General features: G+C 45.0%; 21 protein-coding genes. 4 read left to right on the top strand and 17 right to left on the bottom strand.

The annotated features are described in order from the left end of the window. Nucleotides 1-849 (bottom strand): thymidylate synthase, encoded by an 849-nt coding sequence (gene thyA, locus WMO25_RS00705; RefSeq protein ID WP_015514705.1) that lies wholly within the window; start codon nucleotides 847-849, stop codon nucleotides 1-3. Nucleotides 850-1,355: 506 nt separating this feature from the next. On the opposite strand from thyA, the gene WMO25_RS00700 reads away from it, so the two are divergent. Beyond that, nucleotides 1,356-2,438 carry a GTP pyrophosphokinase gene (locus WMO25_RS00700; protein WP_349083353.1) on the top strand — a complete coding sequence of 361 codons (1,083 nt, stop codon included), beginning with the start codon at nucleotides 1,356-1,358 and terminating at the stop codon, nucleotides 2,436-2,438. A 37-nt stretch (nucleotides 2,439-2,475) separates the two neighbouring features. Here the strand turns inward: WMO25_RS00700 and WMO25_RS00695 are convergent, their stop codons facing one another. From WMO25_RS00695 to WMO25_RS00625, 15 genes are all read right to left on the bottom strand, one after another. After that, nucleotides 2,476-3,168, bottom strand: coding sequence for a thiamine diphosphokinase (locus WMO25_RS00695; protein WP_349083350.1), 693 nt, complete (start codon nucleotides 3,166-3,168; stop codon nucleotides 2,476-2,478). Between the two features lie 12 nt (nucleotides 3,169-3,180). After that, complete coding sequence (gene rpe / locus WMO25_RS00690) at nucleotides 3,181-3,849, bottom strand: ribulose-phosphate 3-epimerase (RefSeq protein ID WP_015514709.1); 669 nt, start codon at nucleotides 3,847-3,849, stop codon at nucleotides 3,181-3,183. Between the two features lie 2 nt (nucleotides 3,850-3,851). Beyond that, nucleotides 3,852-4,730, bottom strand: coding sequence for a ribosome small subunit-dependent GTPase A (rsgA, locus tag WMO25_RS00685; protein WP_349083347.1), 879 nt, complete (start codon nucleotides 4,728-4,730; stop codon nucleotides 3,852-3,854). 29 nt (nucleotides 4,731-4,759) lie between these two features. Beyond that, nucleotides 4,760-6,946, bottom strand: a complete 2,187-nt coding sequence (gene pknB / locus WMO25_RS00680; protein ID WP_349083345.1) for a Stk1 family PASTA domain-containing Ser/Thr kinase — start codon at nucleotides 6,944-6,946, stop codon at nucleotides 4,760-4,762. After that, nucleotides 6,940-7,680, bottom strand: a complete 741-nt coding sequence (locus WMO25_RS00675) for a Stp1/IreP family PP2C-type Ser/Thr phosphatase (protein ID WP_349083343.1) — start codon at nucleotides 7,678-7,680, stop codon at nucleotides 6,940-6,942. Before WMO25_RS00675 ends, pknB begins: the two co-directional genes overlap by 7 nt. Before the next feature lies 1 nt (nucleotide 7,681). Next, entirely contained in the window at nucleotides 7,682-8,740 is a 1,059-nt protein-coding gene (rlmN, locus tag WMO25_RS00670; protein WP_349083342.1) for a dual-specificity RNA methyltransferase RlmN, read from the bottom strand. Beyond that, on the bottom strand, nucleotides 8,740-10,107 hold the full coding sequence (rsmB, locus tag WMO25_RS00665) for a 16S rRNA (cytosine(967)-C(5))-methyltransferase RsmB (protein ID WP_349083339.1): 1,368 nt from the start codon (nucleotides 10,105-10,107) through the stop codon (nucleotides 8,740-8,742). The genes rlmN and rsmB overlap by 1 nt, the downstream gene beginning before the upstream one ends. An 11-nt stretch (nucleotides 10,108-10,118) precedes the next feature. After that, entirely contained in the window at nucleotides 10,119-10,829 is a 711-nt protein-coding gene (locus tag WMO25_RS00660; RefSeq protein ID WP_349083337.1) for a zinc metallopeptidase, read from the bottom strand. 45 nt (nucleotides 10,830-10,874) lie between these two features. Next, nucleotides 10,875-11,831, bottom strand: a complete 957-nt coding sequence (gene fmt / locus WMO25_RS00655) for a methionyl-tRNA formyltransferase (protein WP_227081662.1) — start codon at nucleotides 11,829-11,831, stop codon at nucleotides 10,875-10,877. A gap of 11 nt (nucleotides 11,832-11,842) precedes the next feature. Further along, nucleotides 11,843-12,322, bottom strand: a complete 480-nt coding sequence (def, locus tag WMO25_RS00650) for a peptide deformylase (protein ID WP_117528142.1) — start codon at nucleotides 12,320-12,322, stop codon at nucleotides 11,843-11,845. 59 nt (nucleotides 12,323-12,381) lie between these two features. Then, nucleotides 12,382-14,622: a replication restart helicase PriA gene (gene priA / locus WMO25_RS00645; protein ID WP_349083334.1), complete on the bottom strand. Its 2,241-nt coding sequence runs from the start codon at nucleotides 14,620-14,622 to the stop codon at nucleotides 12,382-12,384. A 376-nt stretch (nucleotides 14,623-14,998) separates the two neighbouring features. Next, a complete protein-coding gene (locus WMO25_RS00640; protein WP_349083331.1) occupies nucleotides 14,999-15,685 on the bottom strand; it encodes a FadR/GntR family transcriptional regulator in 687 nt (228 codons plus the stop codon). A gap of 59 nt (nucleotides 15,686-15,744) precedes the next feature. Then, on the bottom strand, nucleotides 15,745-16,398 hold the full coding sequence (locus WMO25_RS00635; protein WP_349083328.1) for an HAD hydrolase-like protein: 654 nt from the start codon (nucleotides 16,396-16,398) through the stop codon (nucleotides 15,745-15,747). Continuing rightward, nucleotides 16,398-17,792, bottom strand: a complete 1,395-nt coding sequence (gene murD / locus WMO25_RS00630; RefSeq protein WP_349083327.1) for a UDP-N-acetylmuramoyl-L-alanine--D-glutamate ligase — start codon at nucleotides 17,790-17,792, stop codon at nucleotides 16,398-16,400. Before murD ends, WMO25_RS00635 begins: the two co-directional genes overlap by 1 nt. Before the next feature lie 25 nt (nucleotides 17,793-17,817). Next, a complete protein-coding gene (locus tag WMO25_RS00625) occupies nucleotides 17,818-18,774 on the bottom strand; it encodes an NAD(P)H-dependent glycerol-3-phosphate dehydrogenase (protein WP_349083325.1) in 957 nt (318 codons plus the stop codon). Nucleotides 18,775-19,204: 430 nt separating this feature from the next. Between WMO25_RS00625 and larA the strand changes: the two genes are divergently transcribed. The 3 genes from larA (at nucleotide 19,205) to WMO25_RS00610 (ending at nucleotide 22,760) form a co-directional block, all read left to right on the top strand. Next, nucleotides 19,205-20,482, top strand: a complete 1,278-nt coding sequence (gene larA, locus WMO25_RS00620) for a nickel-dependent lactate racemase (RefSeq protein WP_349083323.1) — start codon at nucleotides 19,205-19,207, stop codon at nucleotides 20,480-20,482. Nucleotides 20,483-20,654: 172 nt separating this feature from the next. After that, nucleotides 20,655-22,355 (top strand): L-lactate permease, encoded by a 1,701-nt coding sequence (locus tag WMO25_RS00615; RefSeq protein WP_349083321.1) that lies wholly within the window; start codon nucleotides 20,655-20,657, stop codon nucleotides 22,353-22,355. Between the two features lie 132 nt (nucleotides 22,356-22,487). Next, nucleotides 22,488-22,760, top strand: coding sequence for a mitochondrial import receptor subunit TOM20 (locus tag WMO25_RS00610; RefSeq protein ID WP_349083319.1), 273 nt, complete (start codon nucleotides 22,488-22,490; stop codon nucleotides 22,758-22,760). A 115-nt stretch (nucleotides 22,761-22,875) separates the two neighbouring features. Here the strand turns inward: WMO25_RS00610 and nudC are convergent, their stop codons facing one another. Then, a complete protein-coding gene (gene nudC / locus WMO25_RS00605) occupies nucleotides 22,876-23,709 on the bottom strand; it encodes an NAD(+) diphosphatase (protein WP_349083316.1) in 834 nt (277 codons plus the stop codon). Nucleotides 23,710-23,738 lie beyond the last annotated feature (29 nt).

The raw sequence follows: 23,738 nt of genomic DNA, 5'->3' as shown, positions 1-23,738 counted from the left end.
CTAAACCGCGATCGGAATATTCTTAATCTGCGGACCGGTCACATAATTCTCAATCGTGATGTCCTTTGTTGTAAAATCATAGAAGTTCTTAATATCTGGGTTTAATTTGAATATTGGTGCCGGATGGGTCTCTCTGCTGATCAGTTCCTCAATCAGCGGAATGTGTCTGTCATAAATATGGGCATCCGCAATCACATGCACCAGTTCACCCACCTGCATATCACACACCTGTGCCAGCATATGCATCAGCACGGAATACTGTACCACATTCCAGTTGTTGGCTGCCAGCACATCCTGGGAGCGCTGATTCAGAATGGCATTCAGCACCAGTTTGTCATCCCCCGGCTTCTTTGTCACATTAAAAGTCATGCTGTAAGCACACGGATAAAGATTCATTTCATGAAGATCCTGATGCACATAAATATTCGTCATGATACGGCGGCTGTAAGGATTGTTCTTCAGATCATAGATCACTCTGTCCACCTGATCCATCATGCCCTCTTTGTACTGATGCTTTACACCCATCTGATAACCATAAGCCTTGCCGATGGAACCGTTCTCATCCGCCCATTCATCCCAGACCGTACTGTTCAGATCATGGATATTGTTGGATTTGCGCTGCCAGATCCACAGCATCTCATCCGTGGCGCTCTTGATGGCCGTCTTGCGGAGGGTCAGCGCCGGAAATTCCTTGGATAAATCATAACGGTTCACCACACCAAACTTCTTCATTGTATAAGCATAACTGCCGTCTTCCCACTTCGGCCGCACCTTCTCACCTTCTGTACTGCAGCCGTTATCAAGGATATCCCGGCACATATTAATAAATACCTGATCTGCGTAACTCATAAAACACCTCATTTATTTTGACATTTCGAAACATGTTTATTGCTCAATAAATATATAAAATTAGTAATTGACAGTAGGCACGTTCGCACTGCCATTATTCTCTATTCTTTCAATTTTCCTTTTTATTATAAAGCAGATAACTGCCAAATTCAACAATTATTCTCATCCGGTAATCAAATGTCAAACCTCTGCCCATCAGGCAAATTATAAATGTCATCAATGATTAAAAAGTATACTCTTTTAAGTAATTGTGCAATCTGCCATTTTATCATAGATTTTTATCTCATTTTATGTTAGAATATATTGGATTATTTGTAACTGTTCAGAGCCAAGCAAAATTTCAAAAAACAGGTATAAAATGCTTGCATTTTTAAGGCTGTTTTTGAAATTTTATTTGGCGGATACGCCACACCAACGAAATGCGTAGCATCTTGGAGGTTAGCTCTGAACAGTTACGATTATTTAATCTATACCAAATTATATTTAAATATATGGAGAAATAAACGATGATTCATACTTTAGATACCATTATGAGTGAATATTATCAACACGTTGATGTCTATAAAAAAATGCAGCATGATGTGGAAGATATTATCAATACATTGATCGAAGCCAACCACATCAAGATTTCTACTATGTCCCTCAGGATCAAGTCTGAGCAGGCCCTTCGCAACAAAATTATCTCCAAGGACAAATATCAGCATCTTGAAGATATCACGGATATTCTCGGATGTCGTATTCTGACTCTTTTTGAATCGGATGTAGAACGCATTCTTGAGCTGCTGGAAGACACTTTTGAAGTCTGTGAGATTGTCGATAAACGTAAGAAAAGCAAGCACAACCGCATTGAATTCGGTTATAACTCTGTCCATATGGTTGTGAAATTCACAGACGAACGCTGCAAGCTTGTAGAATACCAGAAGTACCAGGATATCCGATTTGAGATTCAGCTGAGAACCGTCCTGCAGCATGCATGGGCTGAGGTTGAACATGGTCTCGGTTACAAGTCCTACTACGAACCGCCGATGGATATCAAGCGCAAACTGAACCGTCTGGCCGGTACACTTGAAATTCTGGATGAAGAATTTGAGGCCATCCGCTATGAAATTACCCTCTACAACCAGAGCATGAACAAAGTCGAGAAGATTCTCAAGACAGATATCAACAAAGAATCTCTCACTGCTTTCGCCAACAAAAGCGAACTCATTCAGGAAATGGTTGCACAGGTCGCTGACAAATACCACTTTACCGTCATTCAGGATCCTGCCATCTTCAGCCAACAGCGTCTTGTTGCCAAACTGAACTTTTACGGCTACCAATATATCCATGAATTGAACGATGATATGCACCAGTATAAAAAATCCATTCTGGCCATCGGAGAAGAGCTTTCCCAGAAGATCAACTATGATATCACATCTATCAACTACTACAGCCCGATACTCTGGTTCTCCTTTATCCCTGTCATCAAGAACCTGTTGGCTGAGCGGGATGCCTCATCTGAAAACATCGTCGATGACGTTATCCTGGAAGCATTTAAGATGAACAACGGATCCATCTTCAACTTCTTCATGGAACACCATTTGCAATAAAAATGCCGCACCCATTTTATTCTGGGTGCGACATTTTTTAATCACGGCTTTCTATAAGGAATGCCAGCCCCTCTTCAATGCTGATATAGCCCTCTTCTGCTTCCAGCTCATTGCTGACGCAAAGGCTTTCTCCCCAATACGTGGTATGCCCATCCAGAAGGTATTTGAAACCGCGCAGCGTAACGCCCTTTAATGCCTGTGTGACCGGAATAAGGGATACAAAATCGCCGAACTGCGCTTCCCTCTTCAGTGTATAATTGCCTTCCAGCAGACGGATTTTGTTGTTTTTATCCACAATCACCCCGTCCACACCTGCTGCCCTTGTCTGAGCCAGCAGCTGCATATTGGCCAGCATATGATCTGCCCTTGTACCGGTAGCCCCCAGAAGCCAGATTTCGGACTTTGCATCTGCTTTGCCGGTTTCACTTTTTGTCAGATGGATTGCCAGTTTTAATGCAATATCTGTATCCGTATAATCTTTTTCCGGATTAAAACGATGGACTTCAATATCCTCTCTGTCCAGATATTTTTTGAGAATTTCCGGTGATATCGTATCGAAGTCTCCCACCAGATGATCAAAATGGCATGTTATATCAGGATTTTTCTCCACTTTGTCCCAAAAAGCAAGGGCACCATCCACCACGATCATATGCTCAAATTTTTCTTTTTCTAATAATGAGAGGGCAAAATCCTCATCAATTCTGCCCCCTGTAATAATCAAAATTCGCATGCTCTATCCTGCCTATTTCGTATACTCTGCCATGATAGCTTTAAACTGATGAACATTTTCAGCAATATCTCCGCCAAAAATCTTCGAACCAGATACAAGCACATTGGCACCGGCCTCAATCACCATACGCAGATTCTTTGTATCCACACCGCCATCAATTTCAATATCGGTCTGAAGACCTTTCTCCTCCAGAATATGACGCAGTGTACGGATCTTCTCTGTCATCGCAGGAATATAGCTCTGTCCGCCAAATCCCGGATTCACTGTCATCAGCAGAATCATGTCCAGATCTTCAAGTACATAATCAAGTACCGACAAAGGTGTTGCCGGATTCAAAGCGACACCGGCTTTTACCCCAAGACTGTGGATCAACTGAATGGTTCTGTGAAGATGCTTGCAGGCTTCCGCATGAACAACAATAATATCTGCACCGGCCTTGGCAAATTCCGGGATCAGCTGGTCCGGATGCTCGATCATCAGGTGCACATCAAACACCTTATCGCTGCACTTACGAATGCTCTTGATAACAGGAATACCAAAAGAAATATTCGGTACAAAGGCACCATCCATGACATCAATGTGGATGTAATCCGCGCCAGCCTGATCGGCTGTTTTGATATCTTCTCCTAATCTGCCAAAATCCGCTGATAAAATCGACGGTGATAACTTTAATTCGTACATAATCAGTACCTCCTCTGACTCGCCAGTTCTTCATAAAATAACTTATAATTCTCATATCGTTCGCTGCTGATCTCACCAACTGCAACCGCTTCTTTGACCGCACAATCCGGCTCACTTAAATGATTGCATCCATTAAAACGGCAATGTTCAAAATAAGCTTCAAATTCCGGATAATAATACTTCAGATCTTCCTTCTCCCATCCTTCCAGATAGAGCGTACTGAAGCCCGGTGTATCCATGAGATACGTATCGTTCCCTATGGAAAATAATTCCGAATGTCTTGTCGTATGCCGTCCGCGCTTAATCTTCTCGCTGACAGCCCCGGTTGCCATCTCTGCATCCGGATACATAGCATTAGTCATAGAGGACTTGCCAACACCGGAAGGTCCTGCCATGACCGTTGTTCTGCCATCCAGTATCTTCCTGATCTGATCCAATCCTTCCTGTTGTTTCACACTGACCGTCAGCACTTTGCATCCGCTGCCGCGATAAATGCTGCATAACCTGTCCAGTTCTTCTCCGCTGATCAGTTCCTGCTTATTAAAGCAAATAATGGTCGGCAGCTCCTGCCTCTCCATCATGAGCAAAAAGCGGTCCAGCAGCCCCAGATTCGGGGCCGGCTGTGCCGCTGCAAAAATGATCATCGCCTGATCCACATTCGCCGATGCCGGTCGGATCAGTGCATTTCTCCGGGGAAGAATCTCTATTATATTGCCTTTCATACCGTTCTCGTCCAGACTGTCAAGGAAAACATCATCGCCTACAAGAGGTTTGATCTTCCTGTTCCGAAAGATTCCCTTGGCCTTGCATTCATAGATGCCCTTTCCATTGACATGAACGTAATAAAATCCGGCAATACCCTTAATAATCTTGCCCTTCATATCATCCTCTTAAAATTAAAGACCTGTCATTACTCAAAATCCACACTATAGCTGCTCACCTGAACACCGTTCAGATAAACATAGACTGTACCGCTGCCGGATGCTGTACTTGTTGTACTCACTGAGCCAGGCAGACTGCCTTCTGATGTATTCTGATCGTAGACGGTTTCACTTGAACCATCCGGCTTGTATACAACAACTGTCACCTGTCCGCTGTCATAAACATCCGTATTACCGTCACCGTCTGTAATATCACGTCCAAACGGGCTCTCGATCGGAATACTTGCAGAATAAGAAGTCACCCGACTTCCAAGACTGACTGTCAGACTGATGGTAGTACCCTCATCAACTGTTTTTCCTGCACTGATGCTCTGATTCATAACCTGGTTCTCACTATAGCTGTCGCTGTAATCACTGGACTTGCCATTGTAAGTCAATCCGGCATCCTTGATCATCTGAATAGCATCATCAATATTATGACCAAGCAGATTCGGCACAATTGTCGTTTTCGTTTCTTTGCCTTTGCTTGCAGTGATGGTAATCGTATCACCTTTAACCACCTGACTGCCGGCCTCTGGCGACGTACTGATAACCATGTCGGAACCAACAGAATCACTGTAATCAAATTCAAGGCTGACGACCAGACCATCATTCTCAAGCTGTGCCTGTGCCTGCTGATACTGCATGCCCGTCACATCATCCAGAGAGAATTTTTCCTTACCGCTGCTGATATTAATCGTCACCTGTGTATGCACATCTACCTTTGTACCTGCTGCCGGAGACTGATCATAGACCTGTCCCTCCGGAACATCATCCGAAGTACCCGTCTGAACATTCACGCCCAGTCTCAGCTTTTTCAGTGCGGCTTTTGCCTCATCCTCTGTCATCTTGGACAAATCCGGAACTGTCACACGCTCACCGGCTGTGCTTGTGTCAGAAGATGTATCAGAAACCGATTCTGTTGAGATAGATTCCGTTGATGTATCTTTGTTCTTGTGACCAAAAAGACTGCCGCTGCCGCCAAAGAAGCCTGCCGCATGACCGATAATAAAGAAAATAATCACAGCCAGTATAATGAAACCGCCGATACCCAAGGCCATCATCACTTTACTGAGTGCCGGATTCACCTCTTCGTCATCATCATCCTCTTCATCTTTATCAAAATCATCATTATCCTCTTCGATGTCTTTCTTCTTCACAGGGCGTTTTTTCTGTACCGGCTTCTGCACCGGCTTTTCTTCTTCCCCCTCTTCCGGTTCCTCCACATAGGTCTCTTCCGGTTTCGTACCGAAGTTTTTACGCAGTGAAGCCGCTTTCAGAGAATCAATATCATTGTCGTTCATCACAATGGTTCTGCCCTGAGGAATAGCCCCCGGAATTACAACATACTCGCCGTCCGGATGAGTCAGTACCTTTCTCAGATCAGCAATCAGTTCTCTGGCTGACGCATATCTTCTCTCCGGCTTCTTCTGGGTACACTTCAGAATGATCTTCTCAAAGCTGACCGGAATGGATGGTTCCAACTGTCTCGGTGGTGTAATTTCGCTCTGAATATGCATCAATGCCACCGCCACATTGGTCTCCCCTTCAAAAGGCACACGTCCGGTCACCATTTCGTACATAGTAATACCAAGGGAATAAATATCACTTCGTTCATCGCTGTAACCGCCCCTGGCCTGTTCCGGTGAAATATAATGAACGGTACCTGCTGCCGTTGTCGTCACAGTTGTCGAATCCGCCACCTTCGCAATACCGAAGTCTGTCACCTTCACCTTGCCGTCACGGGACATAATAATATTCTGGGGCTTGATATCTCTGTGAATAATTCTATTCTCATGGGCCGCACTGAGGCCGGAAGCGATCTGAACAGAAATATTCAATGCTTCTCTGATATCCAGCTTGCCCTTCATATCAATATAATTCTTCAGTGTAATTCCCTGAACCAATTCCATAACAATGAAATAAACGCCGTCATCTTCCCCAACATCATATACATTCACAATGTTCGGATGAGATAAACCTGCTGCGGACTGGGCTTCCACCCTGAATTTCTTAACGAATGTTGCATCGGTACTGTATTCCTGTTTCAAAACCTTAATCGCAACCAGCCTGTTCAGGACATGGTCCTTCGCCTTGTAGACATCAGCCATACCGCCGGAGCCGATTTTCATAATAATCTCATATCTGTTAATCAGATAACTGCCTGGAATTAACATTCGTTCACCTCCTCAATCCGGGGCTCAATAACAATAACAGTAATATTGTCATAGCCGCCATTTTCCTTTGCTTCATCTATAAGTATCCTGACTGAATCTTCTACACTATTCGAAGAAATAACATCATATAAACGCTGATCCTCAACCATATTGGACAATCCGTCCGAGCACATCATCACCTTGTCCCCGGGCTTTAAATCCACTTCAAAAAAATCTGCCTTTACTTCCCAGGCCACACCGATGGCTCTGGTAATCACATTCTTCTCCGGATGATTCCTTGCCTGCTCTTCTGTCAATTCACCGGCTCGCATCATCGCTGCCACATAGGAATGATCTTCTGTCACTTGATTAATCTCATGACTGATCAAATACAGTCTGCTGTCACCTACATTGGCCACATAGAGCTGTCCGTCCTCTGCGAAGGCAACAACCATCGTCGTTCCCATTCCCGCAAGCTCTTCGTTCTCAAAAGACTTCTCCAGAACCTTGCGGTTTGCCTCAGCGATGCCCTCATCCATCACACGGATCAGATTGCGGTTCTCCGTGTGTCTGATATAATCAAGGAATGTCTCAATGGCATATCTGGAGGCATAATCACCGGCCTGATGCCCTCCCATTCCATCTGCAACAATAAACAAATTCGGAAATGGCCCTATAGGAGTTGTTGAACAGAAATATCCATCCTGATTCATCGTCCTCACGCAGCCAATATCTGTTCCGGCATATGCCTGCATATTATCCCTCCTTCTCTCCTGACTGTTCCATATATTTCTTTCTTAATTGTCCACAGGCAGCCTGTATATCTCTGCCCATTTCCCTTCTTATAGTAACATTTCTTCCATATTTTTCAAGCATATTTTTAAATTTGAGGACAGCATCTGCCTCTGTCTGTCTGTAGCTTCTTTCTTCAATCGGGTTCACCGGTATGAGATTAATATGGCAGTTGATGCCCTCCAGCAGCGCAGCCAGCGCTTTAGCATCTTCCCTGCTGTCATTCACACCTTTGACAAGACTGTACTCAAACGTAATCCTTCTGTTGGTCTGACTGTAATAATAACGGCATGCTTTTAAAATTTCTTCTATACTATATGTATTGGCAATCGGCATCAGTTCACGACGTTTCTCATCATTCACTGCATGCAGTGAAATCGCCAGCGTGATCTGCAGTTTCAAATCCGCCAGTTCATAAATCTTCGGCACAAGTCCGCATGTAGAGACAGTTACATTTCTCTGACTGATATCCAGTCCCGGTGCATGGGTCAGAATATCGATCATCCGCACAAGGGCATCGAAATTGTCCAGCGGTTCCCCTGTTCCCATAACAACCACATTAGATACACGTTCACCGGAATCCTTCTGGATCTGATAAATTTCATCCAGCATTTCCGATGCCAGCATCTGCCGTTCAAGGCCACCCAGTGTCGATGCGCAGAAACGGCACCCCATCCGACATCCAACCTGTGAAGAAATACATACTGAATTGCCGTGTTTATAATGCATGAGAACACTCTCGATAATTCTGTCATCAGACAGTTTAAAAAGGTATTTCGCCGTACCATCTATGGCCGAAACGTACTTTTCAACCATTTCAAGATGTGTCAACACACACTGTTCTGAAAGCTTCTGACGCAAATCCTTGGACAAATTGGTCATTTCATCGAAGGAATCCGCCAGACGCACATGCATCCATTCATAAATCTGTTTGGCACGGAACTTCTTTTCACCCATTACTTCTGTCGTAAAAACTTCCAGCTCCGAAAGTGTCATTGATTTGATATCTGTTTTGTCACTCATCACTCTGCTCCTTCATCCCGGCTACACCTGAATCTTGCAATAAAAAAGCCATCCGACTGATACTGTCCCGGAAGGATCTGAATCCAACCTGCTTTCGTATGTTCATTGCGGACCTTTTCAGGTACATATGCATCCAGGCTCTCCAGACCGAACGGAAAATGTTCCTCAAACCACTGCATATTCTCTTCATTCTCTGCTTTTGATACTGTGCATGTACTGTAAACCAGTACACCGCCCGGTTTGACATAGTGTTGTACAACCGACAGAATCTCCCTCTGAAGCGCTGCCAAAGCAGTTATCTTCTCAGGTGTCACCGAACGCTTGATATCCGCTTTTCTTCCCATGACACCCAGCCCCGAGCATGGCAGGTCTGCCATAACAATATCTGCTTTCTGTGCATCTTCCGGATAAAACACAAGGGCATCCTTCACTTCTGCCGAAACATTCTTTAATCCGGTACGCTTAAGATTTTCCTGAATCTTTAAAACTTTTGCCTCTGTCAGATCTCTTGCAGATACCTGTCCGCTGCCCTTTAAAATATCCGCCATATGCATGCTTTTACCGCCCGGGGCCGCGCAGACATCAATAATCGATTCCCCGCCGGCAATTCCGGCAGCCACAGCTGCCAGCATCGCACTCTCATCCTGGGCAGTTATACGTCCGTCTGCAAAAGGACCAACATTGCCAAGGTAATCATATCCCGATAGATGGAGGGCTTCCGGAAGCATGCATCCTTCTTCTATATGCAGTCCCTCTGACCGCAATGCTTCTTTCACCGCTGCCATATTCTGACTGTCACGCACGCGTACCGTCGTTTTCTGGTCATCCAGCATCGCCTGCCCCATCTCTGCCGTCATCTCAAAGCCATAATCACGAATCCACATTTTGGCCAGCCATTCCGGCACGGAATATCGCATGGAAATGTAGGCTGCCGGTGTTTTTTCGGGATCAGGATAATGAATAACCTCTTTATTTCGGGAAATATTTCTCAAAACACCATTCACAAAACCCGACAGATTCTTAAGTCCTCTTTTCCTCGTCAGCTTCACAGCCTCGTCGCAGGCCGCCGCATCCGGAATATGATCCATCTTCAGTATCTGATAAACAGACATTCTGAGGATGGCTTTAATCGGCGGCTTTATCTTATTCAGACGTACACTGGAAAACTGCCGGATAACACCGTCAAGAAAAATCTCATATTCCAATGTTCCTCTGAAAAGTCTGCTGATAAACGCTCTGTCCCTCTTATCCAGATACTGATACTTCATCAATGTCTGGGATAAAAGAAGATGTGAAGGCGTATTCTCCTTCTCTACGCTCATCAGCATATCATAAACAATGGCGCGTGTATTGATATTATCTGCCATATAAAACTCCTTTACCGTTCATCATCGTTTCCTCTGAAAGCCCCTGTCAGAATCAGCAGACGCAAAAGCTGCAGAATCATAGACGCTGCACCTGCCACATAAGTCAATGCCGCTGCTCCCAGTACTTCTTTGGCATAGCGATTCTCATCCCCATGCAGAATACCTGAAGATTCCATAATCTTCAATGCTCTGGAAGATGCATTGAATTCCACCGGAAGTGTCACCAGATGAAATGCAACCACCGCTACAAACATCCAGATACCGATATTGATCAGAAGGCTGCTTCCTCCCATCAGAATACCGATGACAATCAGAGGCCAGCTGATACCGGCACCAAAGTTGGCAATAGGCACCAGAGCACCTCGAATCTTAAGCGGGACATAATTATTCTGATGCTGGATCGCATGACCGCACTCATGGGCTGCCACGCTGACCGCAGCCACACTGGTGGAGCCATATACAGAATCCGACAGACGCAGCGTCTTTGAAGAGGGATCATAATGATCGGTCAGATCTCCGGAAACCCTTGCAATACCTACATCATAGATTCCTGCCTGACGCAGGATGCGCTCGGCTGTCTGAGCGCCTGTCAATCCGCTCAAAGAACGTACCTGGGAATATCTTCCAAAAGTAGATTTCACCTTTGTGGAAGCTGCCAGAGACAACAGCACTCCGATAATAATCAAAATATATGTCGGATCAACATACATTGGATAATACATTCTGTCACTTCCATTCTGTCTTATTCATTTTTATTGTCAGACTTATTATTCATTTGTTTCATTCTCAAAATCCATGCGGGTGCCTTTTTCAATGGTATAGCCATTCAGGAAAGCTGAAATATCCATACGTTTCTTTCCTTCCAGCTGTACACTCTTCACGGAGAGCGCACCGATACCGGTCTGGATGATCAGACTGTTTCTGGTCACTTCCGCCACTTCACCGTATTCACAGCCATAGTTTCTGTCCAGTACTTCTGCTTCCCAGATCTTTAATGTCTTACCGTCAATATACGTATAAGCACTCGGCCAAGGATTCAGACCGCGGATCAGTCGTTCAATCACAACGGCCGGCTGATTAAAATCAATATGCCCCAATTCCTTGTCAAGCATACGTGCGTATTCACCGGCCTGACTGTCATCCTGCTTCTCAGGTACGATTGTTCCGGCTTCCAGGCCGATCAATGTTCTCTCAAGCAGTTCACCGCCTGCTGCCGCCAGCTTATCATGCAGGCTGCCGCCGGTTTCTTTGGCATCCACAGATACTTCTGTCTTCAGCAGCATATCACCTGTATCCAGACCAACATCCATCAGCATGGTTGTCACACCTGTCACTTTCTCGCCGTCAATGATCGCCCACTGGATCGGTGCCGCACCGCGGAACTTCGGAAGCAGGGATGCATGGACATTCACACAGCCCAGTCTCGGAATATCCAGGACTTCTTTTGACAGGATCTGTCCAAATGCAACAACAACAATCACATCCGGTGCCATATCTCGCAGTGTCTGAATAAATTCAGGATCCTTCTTGATGCGGACCGGCTGATAAACCGGAAGATCATGGGCCAGAGCACATTCCTTGACCGGTGAATAAATGACTTTCTTGCCGCGGCCTTTTGCCTTATCCGGCTGGGTCACAACTGCTGTTATCTCAATTCCCATATCAACCATCTTCTGCAGTGTCGGCACTGCAAAATCAGGTGTTCCCATAAATACCGCTTTCATCATTCTGCCTCCTAATTCTCGTCTTCGTCTGCATAGCTCACTTCATTAAGCGGGCCCTCTACCTTTTCAAGGTACAAATGACCGTCCAGATGATCAAATTCATGACACATCGCTCTTGCGAAAAGGCCATGTCCCTCCACCTCAATCGGATTCATATCCGCATCAAAGGCCACTGTCTTCACATATTCCGGTCTGCGAACAGTACCGCTCTTGCCCGGGACACTCAGACATCCTTCATCACCAATCTGCTCACCGGCTGTCTCAACAATCTTCGGATTCACAAAAACATATGGGCCTTCACCCACATCAATCACTGCAATACGGCGAAGAACGCCTACCTGAGGTGCAGCCAGGCCGACACCTTCTGCTGCGTACATTGTCTCAAGCATATCCTGCACCAATTCTTTCAGATGCGGTGTCATCTCCTTGACTTCCTTGCAAACCTTACCAAGAACAGGGTCACCTTCATAACGTAATTTTCTAATTGCCATTTTAACACTCCTTCTTAACTGCTTCATTTGTCATTTTTTGTACTGTCACAAACCGCCGCCTATGACTCACGTATATCAAAAGTAAAATATATATTTGAGAACTGCTGTGACCATTTCAGATATCCTTCCAGAAAATCCCTGAGCCGCATCAGTTCTTTGATGTCTTGATGTTTCATGTACATTGTGTATCTGTACAGATCTTTCGCCTTTGCAATACCGGCTCTGGAAGGGCCGATAAACTCTACCGCTTCAAAATCTGCCTCTCCGGCGATTTCACGAAGCTTCTGAACTGCCTGTCCTGTCTGCTGATCATGCTCACCTTCGGCAAGCATCACCATCATCTGCCTGTCCGGCGGATAATGCAGCATCTGCCTGAATCGGATTTCCTGGCTATAAAAACTGTCATAATCCTGCGCCGCCGCTGTCTGTATACAATAATGCTCCGGCTGATAAGTCTGGATAATAACCTCTCCGGGCCTGTCTCCCCTTCCGGCTCTTCCCGCCGCCTGGGTCAGCAGCTGAAATGTTCGCTCCGAGGACTGATAATCCCCTGCAAACAGAGACAGATCAGCAGCCAGAATACCAACCAGTGTCACATTGGCAAAATCATGTCCTTTGACAATCATCTGGGTACCGATCAGAATATCCGCACCGCCCTCCGAAAAAGTCTGCAGGATCCTGCCCATGTCATCCTTGCCTGATGTAGTATCCCTGTCCATCCGAAGGATACGGGCTTTCGGAAATTCCTTCTGTACAAACTCCTCCACCTTCTGTGTTCCGACACCGAAACCGGCAATATAGGGTGAACCGCAGGAAGGACACACTCTGGGCATTGGCTGTTCACTGCCGCAGTAGTGGCATTTCAACAGGGTATGATGATGCACTGTCATAGACACATCACAATGTCTGCATTTCACCACATAACCGCAGCTTCTGCACGAAACAAAGCCTGCATACCCTCGTCGGTTTAAAAAAAGCATCATCTGATCGCCGCGCTTTAAACATGCATCCATGGCTTCATGCAGAGACTGACTGAGAATGCCTCTGTTCTTCATTCGGAATTCCTCTCTCAAATCCACCACCTTCACATCCGGAAGGCGGCTGCCCGTCCTGGCCCGCTGGGTCAGCCTGTGCAGACCGATCATTCCCTCCCGGGCCTTCTGATAGACCGCCACAGAAGGGGTCGCCGATCCAAGAACAACCAGGGCACCGGACATCTCAGCCCTTCTGGCCGCCACTTCCGCTGCCTGATATCTCGGCACTATCTCACTCTGATACGCAGATTCATGCTCCTCATCAATAATAATAAGCCCTAATCTGTCAAAAGGCGTAAACAGAGCTGAACGCGGGCCAATCATGACAGAGGCTTCCCCCCTTTTGGCCCGCATATACTGATCATACCGTTCTCCGGCTGAAAGTCTGGAATTCATCACGGCAATCTGACTGCCGAATCGGGCATAAAATCTCGAAACAGTCTGCAGCGTCAGTGAAATCTCGGGAATCAGTACAATAATCTGCCTACCCTCATTCAGAACTTTCTCCATCAGGGCCATATAAACCTCTGTCTTACCGCTGCCTGTAATACCATATAAAAGATGCATTCCCTGCTCTCTGCTCCAGTGTTCACGGCAAATGGCCGCATTCTGCCAGATGGATGCCACAGCATTCATCTGTTCATCATTCAGGCACACTTCCTGCCAGCCGTCAAGTCTCTGTCTCACAGGATTCCTGTACACCTGCGAGGTCTCCTCTCTGATAACGCCGGTTTGAAGGATTGATTTCATCGTTGATGCTGAAATCTGCAGTACCCCGGTCACGGTTTCCTTCGACATACATCCTTCCTTCAGCATCGCCTCCAGAAGCCTGACCCTGGCCTTCTCGCGCCTACTCTTCCTGCTTTTCTCAAGAAGCTGCTGCGCGCCCTCCCTGTCTGTAAGGAAGTAGGCTGTCCTTTTCACTTCCTTCACTGACTTCTTGACAGGCAGAACCGTCTTCAGCGCCTGTGCCATCGTACAGCCATATCGTTCGTGCATCCAGTCTGCCAGCGCAATCAGCTGTCCTGTTGCCGCCGGTGCTTTCGTCACTCCCAAAATATCCTTGATCTTCGACGCATCATAAGCCAACACGGTATCCACGCCAATGACATAGGCCTGCCGTCTCCGATTACCGCTTCCGAAAGGCACATTGACCTGACAGCCCACCTTCACCGCATCCAACAGTTCCTCCGGTACCCTGTATTGAAAAATACGATCCAGACTGTTCACGGATATATCCACAATCACATCTATATAAACTGCCATATTCACCGCCCTTACATTCAGACTGCTACGCAAATAGCATAATCCATTTCATTATAGCATAATTGACCTGCAGTAGGCAAACTTTTTAAAAGTATGAAAAAAAAGAGCAGAAAAAAAGAGCTATTACAAAATACACCTCTTTATTTTGCAATGGCTCTTTTTCAAAAAGAAAAACATCCTTATTCCGTTGCATTTCGTTGAACCCGGCAAGATACAACTTGATTCAATCAATTAAGGAGATATGACGCATTCGCGTCTCCAACTGGTACTACCAGTTGATATAAATATTATATAATGTTCTCCTTCTTTTGTCTACCGTTTTGCTTGGCCTCTTGTTGACTCTTTGTTGACTTGCAGAATTCAACGTTTCCCGGACTTAAGTGTCCATATTTTTACAAATATAAACAAAATGTTCATCTAATGCTCTTTTGCCAAGCTCCAGATCACGATTGAAGATGGCCTCCACAAGATGTCTGTGTATGCCCTGAAATGTCATCGATTTGCGTTCATTAGTCATGATCTTGGACCTTGTCTCACGGATAAAATTGTCCATAATCTTGGCCAATGCCAGATAATTAGCCATGACCAGACGATTGCCCGAAGCCTCCACAATCGTATAATGGATCATCTTATCACTCATCACCTGTTCTTCCTCATCCGCACTGTTCTCCAGCATCTCAAGATTCGCCTTCAGCTTTTCTATCTGTTCATGTGAAATATTGTCCATTGCCAGTACAACTGCCTGAAACTCCACCGCATAGCGGAATTCACGGATCTCATTGTATGTCATCTTCTCAAGGGCATACATCATGGTCATCACCTGAACAAGGGTCTTATCAAAATGATCTGCAATGTAATTGCCGATGCCGTGCTGACTGGAAATCACACCGATGACCTCAAGAATACGAATTCCCTCCCTGACGGAATTCCTGCTGACAGACAGCATCTGAGATAATTCCCGCTCAGAGGGAAGCTTATCTCCTACTTCAAAATGGCCGTCCAGAATATTGCTCTCAATATAATCAATGACTTTCTCGTACGCCTTCTCATATACCTTATCCAAGGCCTTTCCCTGCCTTTCCCGAAAATATTCAGTCAGTCCCAAATACTCCGAACACTTTTCTAATGTGCCTTAAAGAAATCATACAATTCCTCAACTGTACAAACCGTATAATCAGCTCCGGCTTCCTCCAGTTCCCCTTCATGTGCATATCCGTAATATACGCCCAATTTGTCAACATGATTCTTTCCTGCACCGATCATATCATGCAGTCTGTCACCGATCATCAGAACTTCCTGCCTCTGTCCATCAGCGACCTGCAGCTGTCTGAGCACTTCCGTAATAACTTCGCCTTTATCCGTTCGCCGCCCATCCATTTCGCTTCCCACCACCACATCAAAATACGGCATCAATTCGTATTTATCAAGGATACGTCGGGCATAAACCTCCGGCTTCGAAGTTGCCAGGGCAATGCTTCGCCCCTGCTTCTTCAAGTCTGACAGCAGTGTATGAATGCCGGGATAAACGCCATTTTCAAAAATGCCGATATCTTTAAAACGCTCACGATACTTCTTAAGGGCCATATGTCCCTGGGCATCATCCAACTGATAATATTTCTGGAATGATTCCAGAAGCGGCGGACCGATGAAATCCACCAGATCCTCTGTGTCCGCCTCAATACCAAAATACTGCAGCGCATATTGTACGCATTTTGTAATGCCCTCCTTCGGGTCCGTCAATGTGCCATCCAGATCAAAAAGAATATAACGGTACATTACACGCCCTCCCGTACAAGTTCAGCAAATGCTTCGCCGCGGGCTTCAAAATTCTTAAAAATACCATAGCTTGCCGCTGCCGGTGACATCACACAGCAATGTCCCTGACGACAGATCTTCTTGGCTAAAGCAACCGCTCCATCCAGATGGTAAACCAGTTTGATTCGTTCTGTGCCATTAAACGCCGGATAATATTTGCCGATTTCCTCAAAAATACGTCTGCCGGTTGCTTCCATCAGAATGATATGCGGCACATCACAGACTGACAAAAACTGAATCAGTTCACTGTAATCAATGCCTCTGTCCATACCTCCGATCAGAACCGCATCCGTATCCGGCAGACTCTTCAGCGCCTGGATCGTTGTATCACAGATTGTCGAAATGGAATCATCGTAAAAGCGAATACCGCATGCTTCACCAATGTACTGCAGACGGTGCGGCAGCGGATGGTAGGTCATCAAAGCCTTTGAAAAGTCCTCATCACTGATATCATACATTGCGCAGACCGCATAAACAAAGGCAATGTCCACATAATTATGATGACCGATCAGTCTGATCTGCGCCGTTGGGATCTGATAAGTATGCTTCTTGGTTTTAATGACTGAACCGCTTACAGTTACATCCGCCGCAGTTGTCCCACGGCCCTCTTCATCCCGATCGCAGACTTTGATGAGTCTGCCTTTGTATGAACCCTCTTCCGGAAGATTATCTACATTGCAGATCAAAATATCTCCTGACTTCTGCGGTCTGTAAATATTCTCTTTGGCTGCCACATATTTCTCCATCGTACCGTAATGATCCAGATGTTCCTCATGGATATTCAGGAGCAATCCTACATGCGGCGCACAGGTGACATATTCCAGCTGATGACAGGAAAGCTCACATACGATCAGTGTCTGTTCATTGATCTGATCCAGCATATCAAACATCGGTATACCAATGTTGCCCACCAGCACACAGTCATGTCCGGTTTCCTTTAGTATATGGTAAATCATCGTTGTGGTCGTACTCTTTCCCTTTGTTCCTGTAATGCCAATGCACTGTCGACCAAAACGTCTGAAAAACAATTCTGTCTGCGAAACAATCTCACAACGGTAATCATGAATATCCCGCTCAAGCACAATACCCGGGCTTTTAAACACCACATCAAAATCATCCAGGCACTTCTGATAATCCGGTCCGCAGATCAATTCTGCCGGATGGCCTTCCTCCAGTTGAACATGGTTCATATCAGCAATGGCAATCCGACTGTAGCTGCCGGCCTCTTTGATACGCTGCCAACTTGAACGACCCTCACGGCCATATCCCAGGATCAGTACGCTTTTATTCTCTATTAATTCTCTGATTGTATGAATCACACTAACACCTCTATATTTTCTAATCGTTATAATCATGCAGGGCTTTTTGTAAAGGGGCCCATCAGAATTCATTCTTCAGGCTGCGCGTAAAAAGCTGATGAAGTGTCATACGCGGGTCTGCATGCTCATATAAAATACCATAAACAGCTTTTGAAATCGGCAGCTCCACCTGATATCTCTCCGAAAGCTCTACAAGGGCCTTCACCGTATAATATCCCTCTGCCAGCTGTCCATAATCTTCACCCTTAATAAAAGACTCGCCAAACTGACGATTATGACTGAACTTTGAAAACACCGTAGCTTCATAGTCACCCAGGTGGCACAGTCCATAAGCGGACAGTTCATTGCCCCCCATTGCTGCAATAAGTCTGGCAATCTCTCTTGTTCCCCGGGACATTAATGCACCTTTCAGCGTTGTCAGGCCGAAGCTGTCCAGCATCCCTGCGGCAATGCCGATCACATTCTTGGCAGCAGCACCAATCTCATTGCCAATCATGTCCTGTCCATAATAAAACCGGATCAAATCACTGGAAAAAGCCTCCAAAAGCTGTTTCTTGACCTGTTCGTCCTCGCTGTCAATCACCATGCAGTTCGGAATACCGTTATAAAACTCCTGAACATGCCCCGGTCCGATCCATACAGCCACTTTGTTTGAAACATCCAGATGCGCTGAAGCAATCTGTGACAGTCTCCGTCCTGTACCAATCTCTATGCCTTTCATACAAAGGACAAAGATCTTATTCTGAAGCTTCATCGTCTGCAGCTGTGTCATCAGGCTGTCAAGACTCTGAGCCGCAATCGAAATGACGATCACATCTGCCTTGTCAACTGCATCCAAATCTGATGTCAGCTGAATGGATTCCGGCAGCGTCAGCAGGCCATTGCTTCTTGTTTCTATAAACTGTTGTATATGGGAGGAGCTCTTTCTTCCATATAAAGTGACTGTATGTCCTGTTCTGTCCAGATACCAGGCAATAAAAGATCCCCATCGACCGCAGCCGATTACTGTTATATTCATAAAAAAATCCTTTCTCTTCCACGGTATTTGCAAAATACTTCTTTTTTATCATTATATCATTTATGCGTGACGGTCGCAATGGTGGCAAAATTTTGCATGTTACGTTCTTAACGATATGTTGTATACAATACTACAGCTGAATTTTGTATAAATTCACTAAAAATGTCTATTTAAAGATCTTGATTCAATTATTTATGGATAGTACATTGCCTATAAATCATTTTTTTTCGTTTTATGCGTCACATATTTAACAACAAACTTTATTCTTTCATAATACTTTTTAGAAAATTTGCATAATTTCCTTGCCTATATTTGGAGAGTATGCTAGAATAAAAAAGAAGTTGAAGTCATATCCTATCAATTTTGCCATCCCATATACGCAGAATTGAATCGGATACACTAATCAAAATTTAATAACGAGGTGGAACGTATGAAGACAGTTAATTTCCTTTATGGCAGAACAACGTTTGATTTGGAAGTGCCTGATGACACACCAGTCTTAACATCCAATGTTGATGCGCTCAAGAGTGACAAAGATGGCTATGAAATCGTGAAAGAAGCCATGGATCATCCTATTGACAGCCCACATCTGTATGAACTTGCAAAGGGCAAGCCAGACTGTACCATCATTATCAGCGACCACACACGTCCGGTTCCGAGCCAGGATATCCTGCCTCATATGATCAGAGAACTGAGATGCGGCAACCCTGATATCAAGATTACATTACTTGTTGCAACAGGTTTCCATCGTCCAACAACAGTTGAAGAATTAAAAGGCAAGCTCGGTGATGCACTTTATGAAGAATTCAAAGACAACATCATTGTCCATGATGCCCATGACCCATCGAAGAATATTAAGATAGGTAATCTCCCTTCCGGTCCTGACTGTATCATTGATAAAGTTGCTTACAACGCTTCTCTTCTTGTATCTGAAGGTTTCATTGAAGCACATTTCTTCGCTGGTTTCTCCGGCGGTCGTAAGAGTGTCCTTCCTGGTATCTGTGATGCTGTTACTGTTATGGGTAACCATTGCGGTGAATTTATCGCCAGCCCATATGCTCGTACAGGTATTCTTGACAAGAACCCAATCCATGAAGATATGGTTGCAGCTGCAGAGATGGCCAAACTGGCATTTATCTGCAACGTTGTTATTGATGAAGACAAGAAGACAGTTGCTGCTTTCGCAGGCAACTTCAAGACAGCTCACAGAAAAGGTGTTGATTTCCTGTCCGACTACTGTGCAGTTAAGCCTGCTCCGGCTGATATCGTTATTACAACAAATGGCGGTTATCCACTGGATCAGAACGCTTATCAGTGTCCAAAGGGCATGAGTGCAGCTGAAGCTACAGTTAATGACGGCGGTGTTATCATTATGTTAGCTACATGTCAGGATGGTCATGGCGGTGAATCCTACTACCATTCTATCGCTGATGCAGAATCTGCTGACGCATTCTTCCAGCAGTGCTTACATACACCTCAGGTTGAGACACTTCCAGACCAGTGGTGTGCACAGATCTGGTGTCGTATCGTCCGCAAGTACAAAGTTCTCTTTGTTGCAGATAAAGCTCAGGAACAGCTGATCAGAGACCTGAAGGTAGAATATTTCGAAACACTTGATGAAGCTTATGCAAGAGCCCGTGAACTTAAAGGACCGGACGCTACGCTTACATGTATCCCTAATGGTGTTTCTGTTGTTGTCAAAGACTGATCGAATTAATAAAAATTAAATATGATTTGTTTATCATTGAATAAACATCCCGATTTGTTGAACCCAGCAAAGTGATACAAACAAGCTGCTGTCAGGCATAGCCGATTATCCTGACAGCAGCTCTGATGATTCAATGATATTGCAAATAAAAAATCTTAAGGAGGTATACGTTATGTATGCAATACTTGCTTTCATTCCAATCATTGTTACAGTCGTATTAATGGTTGCATTTAACTGGCCTGCTAAGAGAGCGCTGCCGTTAGCGTGGGTTTTAGCCGCCATCATCGGTGTTGCCGTATGGAAGATGAGCATTGGTGCTGTCGCATTACAGACAGTCATCGGTTTCCTTGAAGCTTTCGCCGTACTTGTTATTATCTTTGGTGCCATCCTGATTATGAACACTCTTTCAAGTTCAGGTGCTATGGCAGCCATCAACGGTATGTTTACAGGTATCTCTCCTGATGCCCGTATCCAGGCTATTATCATTGGTTTCATTTTCGGTGCATTCATCGAAGGTGCTGCCGGTTTCGGTACACCTGCTGCCCTTGCTGCTCCACTGCTGATCAGTGTCGGTTTCCCACCTCTTGCAGCCGCAGTTGTTGCACTGATTTACAACTCCGTTCCTGTATGTTACGGTGCTGTAGGTACACCTACAAACTCATCCATGGCTACACTTGGTGAATCCGTTACATCCCTGGGCGGCAACGTTGATTCCTTCAAAGCTGACCTGACATTCTTCTCAGCAGTCAACATGGCAGTTGGTGCTTTCTTCATCGTTACAATCGGTATCATCCTTCTTGTAACAATGTTCGGTAAAGATGCTGAACACAAGAAAGTTGCCAAGGCATTTGAAGTTTTACCATTTATCATTTTTGTTTGCGTAGTTTTCGATGTTATTTACCTCTTAATTGCTAAATTCATCGGTCCTGAGCTTGTATCTCTTGTAGCAGCTGTTATCACTCTGTTCGTAGTCCTCTTCACATCCAAGAAGGGCTTCCTGATGCCAAAGAACATCTGGACATTCGGTAAAAAAGAAACATGGGATCACTCATGGCTCAGCACAACAGAAGTTCCTGAACCAAAACAGTCCGATATGTCTCTTGTTAAAGCATGGATTCCTTACCTGTTAATCGGTCTTGCACTTGTTATCACTCGTGTATGGTCCACATTACAGCCAGACAGCTGGGCAGGCGCTATGAAAGCCTTTAAGGTAACACTTCCGTTATTTGGCGGTGCATCATGGAGCTGGGCTATTCTCTGGAATCCAGGTATCATCTTCATTATCGTTGGTCTGATTACCATTCCGCTCCACGGTATGAATGGTGACACTGTTAAGGAAGCATGGAAGAACTCCTTCAACCAGGTAAAAGGTGCTGCTATTGCCCTTCTCTTCGGTGTTGCAATGGTTTACATCTTCCGTAACTCTGCAAATGACGGTATTCAGGTTTCTTACATGATCGATGGCAGAACAGCCGGACTTGGCTCAATGCTTACTATGATGGCTGATGGTCTTGGTTCTATCTTCAGAGGCGCTTACATTGTTATCGCTCCTCTGATCGGTGTTCTCGGTTCCTTCATGTCAGGTTCCAACACAGTATCAAATACACTGTTCTCAAGCCTTCAGTTTGAGACAGCAACACTTGTTGGTCTTCCACAGGTTATCATCGTTGCTCTTCAGAACAATGGTGGTGCCATTGGTAATATGGTATGTGTTAACAACGTTGTATCCGCTTGTGCCACAACAGGTACAATCGGCAACGAAGGTAAGATTATCCGCACAGACTTCTTACCATGTATCGTTTACTGTGTCATCGTTATCGTTGTATCTCTGATCGTTATCAGCCTTGGCGGTGCAACTGTACTTGGAGCTTAATGTTTCGCAAGATTTCATAGTTGATTCATTCGATTGATTCAAACGTAAATAGCTGCTGCAAAATTGAAAAAAGATACTCAATTTTGCAGCAGTTTCTTTTTATTATTTTACATTTTTAAAGGGGTGTCTGACATGTTATTTATTGCTTACATAGTGATCGCCATTGCTGCTCTCGTCATGGTTTATTTTGGTCATTTGCAGGGAACCAGCCAATTCTATACATCTATTCTGGGTGCTACTATCGTTCTCTACTGTGTTTACCTCGATTTCAAAAAGCGCCGCGAGAAGAAAGCCGAAGAAAACAAGAAGAACGGCAAGTCTGTCAAAAAGGCACAGCATTCCGGCAAAAAATCCAATACGAACATCAGTCAGAATGCCCGTCGTTCAACGAAAAACATTAAATAATTGTAAAGGAGTTTATTCATCGCCGGCAGCGAAAGCGGCCTGTAATGAATAAACTCCTTTTATAGTCTTCTATCAATATCTGCCCACACAATACTTATAACTTGAGCGTCAATTTTTAATAATGAATTTTGCCTTCTTTGAAAGCCATGATCATCTCATTGGTCAGGCTGCAGTCCTCATACGTCACCGGTATTTCTTCCCGCTCAAACCATTCCGCCATGGACAGTTCTGTCTGATCCAATGTAATGTCCTCTCCGCCTTCCAGCTCTGCATAAAAACCCATCAACAGCGTGTCAGTAAAGGACCAGGGCTGACTCTTATAATAATGCAGCTTACCAACTTTAAGTCCTACTTCTTCCATGACCTCACGGTGAACGGTTTCTTCCACCGACTCTCCAATCTCAGAAAATCCTGCCAGAAGTGCATAATTCTTATAAGCCCGACCGGCATATTTCGACATCAAAATCTTATTCTCATGAATTAAACCAATGATGACAGCCGGTGAAATCTTCGGATACTCCATAAGGCCACATTCCGGGCACTGCATCATCCGCTCTTCTGTCGAGTGAACCATTACAGCGCCACAGCATCCGCAAAATCTCCGGCTTCTGTACCATTCTGCCAGCTGAAGACCTGTAACACCTGCAAAGGCCTGATATTTCGGCTGTGCTTTTCGCATCTTCTGAATACTTTCAAAATGATACAGATTCAGTAATGTCTCGTCTATTTCACCGCAAAGGAAATAACGACAATCATCAATCCGAAACAGATAGCTATATTGTCTTGCTTCTTTCTTGCTTATTTCCTCATATTTCGGATAAACAATCTGCTCATCATCATATGCCATAAGGACTTCACGCTTTCTGTAAAACAGCACACAATCTCCCTTCTGGATTTCAAAATGATGATATTCATTATGATAGTGATGGGGTGCGATATCCTGAATCATAACTCACCAATTCCTCCTCTACGCGTCCA

Origin of the sequence: Coprococcus intestinihominis, assembly GCF_040096555.1 — a bacterium.
In the GTDB taxonomy this organism is placed as follows: domain Bacteria; phylum Bacillota; class Clostridia; order Lachnospirales; family Lachnospiraceae; genus Coprococcus_A; species Coprococcus_A intestinihominis.
Note: the sequence above shows the minus strand (reverse complement) of the source record. Positions and strands in the feature narration are given on the sequence as shown.